7 tRNA genes and 2 rRNA genes (2 of these 9 cut by a window edge) are annotated in these 2500 nt (G+C 51.8%); all 9 read right to left on the bottom strand.

What is annotated here, in order from left to right:
* A tRNA-Arg gene (locus tag MHB74_RS00480) sits at nucleotides 1–39 on the bottom strand; it reaches 35 nt to the left of the window's first position.
* A 3-nt stretch (nucleotides 40–42) separates the two neighbouring features.
* Nucleotides 43–131, bottom strand: a tRNA-Leu gene (locus MHB74_RS00475).
* Nucleotides 132–147: 16 nt separating this feature from the next.
* Nucleotides 148–222, bottom strand: a tRNA-Gly gene (locus MHB74_RS00470).
* Nucleotides 223–251: 29 nt separating this feature from the next.
* Nucleotides 252–332: transfer RNA gene (locus tag MHB74_RS00465), tRNA-Leu, on the bottom strand.
* A gap of 15 nt (nucleotides 333–347) precedes the next feature.
* Nucleotides 348–423: transfer RNA gene (locus MHB74_RS00460), tRNA-Lys, on the bottom strand.
* Nucleotides 424–436: 13 nt separating this feature from the next.
* Nucleotides 437–512 (bottom strand) — tRNA-Thr (locus MHB74_RS00455).
* 4 nt (nucleotides 513–516) lie between these two features.
* Nucleotides 517–592 (bottom strand) — tRNA-Val (locus tag MHB74_RS00450).
* Between the two features lie 5 nt (nucleotides 593–597).
* Nucleotides 598–713 (bottom strand): 5S ribosomal RNA (gene rrf / locus MHB74_RS00445).
* A gap of 101 nt (nucleotides 714–814) precedes the next feature.
* Nucleotides 815–2500 (bottom strand): 23S ribosomal RNA (locus MHB74_RS00440) (it continues 1236 nt past the right edge of the window).

Below are 2500 nucleotides of genomic sequence, written 5' to 3'. Positions count from 1 at the left end.
TCCGTAGTCAAACGCTCTATCCAATTGAGCTACGGGCGCATATGGTGCCGAGGGCGGGGGTCGAACCCGCACGGTGGTCACCCACCGCAGGATTTTAAGTCCTGTGCGTCTGCCTGTTCCGCCACCCCGGCATGTCATATTGGAAATTGGAGCGGAAGACGGGATTCGAACCCGCGACCCCAACCTTGGCAAGGTTGTATTCTACCACTGAACTACTTCCGCAAGACATGTTTGAGTTATTTTATTAAAAGTGCGGGTGAAGGGAGTCGAACCCCCACGCCAAAGGCGCTAGATCCTAAGTCTAGTGCGTCTGCCAATTCCGCCACACCCGCATATTTAAGTTAAAATGGTGAGCCATGAAGGATTCGAACCTTCGACCCTCTGATTAAAAGTCAGATGCTCTACCAACTGAGCTAATGGCTCGTGCAATAAAAACTGGTGCCGACTAGAGGACTTGAACCCCCAACCTACTGATTACAAGTCAGTTGCTCTACCAATTGAGCTAAGTCGGCTAAATGGTGGAGGATGACGGGATCGAACCGCCGACCCCCTGCTTGTAAGGCAGGTGCTCTCCCAGCTGAGCTAATCCTCCGAATTGCCTGGCAACGTCCTACTCTCACAGGGACAAGGTCCCAACTACCATCGGCGCTAGAGAGCTTAACTTCCGTGTTCGGTATGGGAACGGGTGTGGCCTCTCTGCCATCATTACCAGACTGTATTCATTTAAGACAAGAATTATTGTAACTCATTTAACTTTTAAAGTCAACAAGTTTTTTATATTCTTTCAAAACTAGATAACATTGCTTCATATTATATGGTTAAGTCCTCGATCTATTAGTATTCGTCAGCTCCACATGTCACCACGCTTCCACCTCGAACCTATCAACCTGATCATCTTTCAGGGATCTTACTAGCTTACGCTATGGGAAATCTCATCTTGAGGGGGGCTTCATGCTTAGATGCTTTCAGCACTTATCCCTTCCGCACATAGCTACCCAGCTATGCCCTTGGCAGAACAACTGGTACACCAGCGGTGCGTCCATCCCGGTCCTCTCGTACTAAGGACAGCTCCTCTCAAATTTCCTACGCCCACGACGGATAGGGACCGAACTGTCTCACGACGTTCTGAACCCAGCTCGCGTACCGCTTTAATGGGCGAACAGCCCAACCCTTGGGACCGACTACAGCCCCAGGATGCGATGAGCCGACATCGAGGTGCCAAACCTCCCCGTCGATGTGGACTCTTGGGGGAGATAAGCCTGTTATCCCCGGGGTAGCTTTTATCCGTTGAGCGATGGCCCTTCCATGCGGAACCACCGGATCACTAAGCCCGACTTTCGTCCCTGCTCGACTTGTAGGTCTCGCAGTCAAGCTCCCTTATGCCTTTGCACTCTACGAATGATTTCCAACCATTCTGAGGGAACCTTTGGGCGCCTCCGTTACACTTTAGGAGGCGACCGCCCCAGTCAAACTGCCCACCTGACACTGTCTCCCGGGTCGATAAGACCCGTAGGTTAGAATTTCAATACATTCAGGGCGGTATCCCACCAGCGCCTCCACCGAAGCTAGCGCTCCGGTTTCAATGGCTCCCGCCTATCCTGTACAAAATGTACCAAAATTCAATATCAGGCTACAGTAAAGCTCCACGGGGTCTTTCCGTCCTGTCGCGGGTAACCTGCATCTTCACAGGTACTATAATTTCACCGAGTCTCTGGTTGAGACAGTGCCCAAATCGTTACACCTTTCGTGCGGGTCGGAACTTACCCGACAAGGAATTTCGCTACCTTAGGACCGTTATAGTTACGGCCGCCGTTTACTGGGGCTTCAGTTCAGAGCTTCGCTTACGCTAACCCCTCTCCTTAACCTTCCAGCACCGGGCAGGTGTCACCCCCTATACTTCGCCTTACGGCTTCGCAGAGAGCTGTGTTTTTGCTAAACAGTCGCTTGGGCCTATTCACTGCGGCTTTCCGTTAAGAAAGCACCCCTTCTCCCGAAGTTACGGGGTCATTTTGCCGAGTTCCTTAACCAGAGTTCTCTCGCACACCTTAGGATTCTCTCCTCGCCTACCTGTGTCGGTTTGCGGTACAGGCACCTTTTATCTCGCTAGAAGCTTTTCTTGGCAGCGGGGAATCAAAGACTTCGCTCCATAAGGAGCTTCCCCATCACAGCTCAGCCTTCACGATAAGCGGATTTGCCTACTTATCAGCCTAACTGCTTGGACGTGCACAACCAATCGCACGCTTCTTCTATCCTTCTGCGTCCCTCCATTGCTCAAACGATAAAGAGGTGGTACAGGAATATCAACCTGTTGTCCATCGCCTACGCCTGTCGGCCTCGGCTTAGGTCCTGACTAACCCTGAGCGGACGAGCCTTCCTCAGGAAACCTTAGGCATTCGGTGGACGGGATTCTCACCCGTCTTTCGCTACTCATACCGGCATTCTCACTTCTAAGCGCTCCACCAGTCCTTCCGGTCTGACTTCACTGCACTTAGAACGCTCC

Source organism: Bacillus sp. FSL K6-0069 (genome assembly GCF_038007785.1).
In the GTDB taxonomy this organism is placed as follows: Bacteria; Bacillota; Bacilli; order Bacillales; family Bacillaceae_G; genus Bacillus_A; species Bacillus_A mobilis.
Note: the sequence above shows the minus strand (reverse complement) of the source record. Positions and strands in the feature narration are given on the sequence as shown.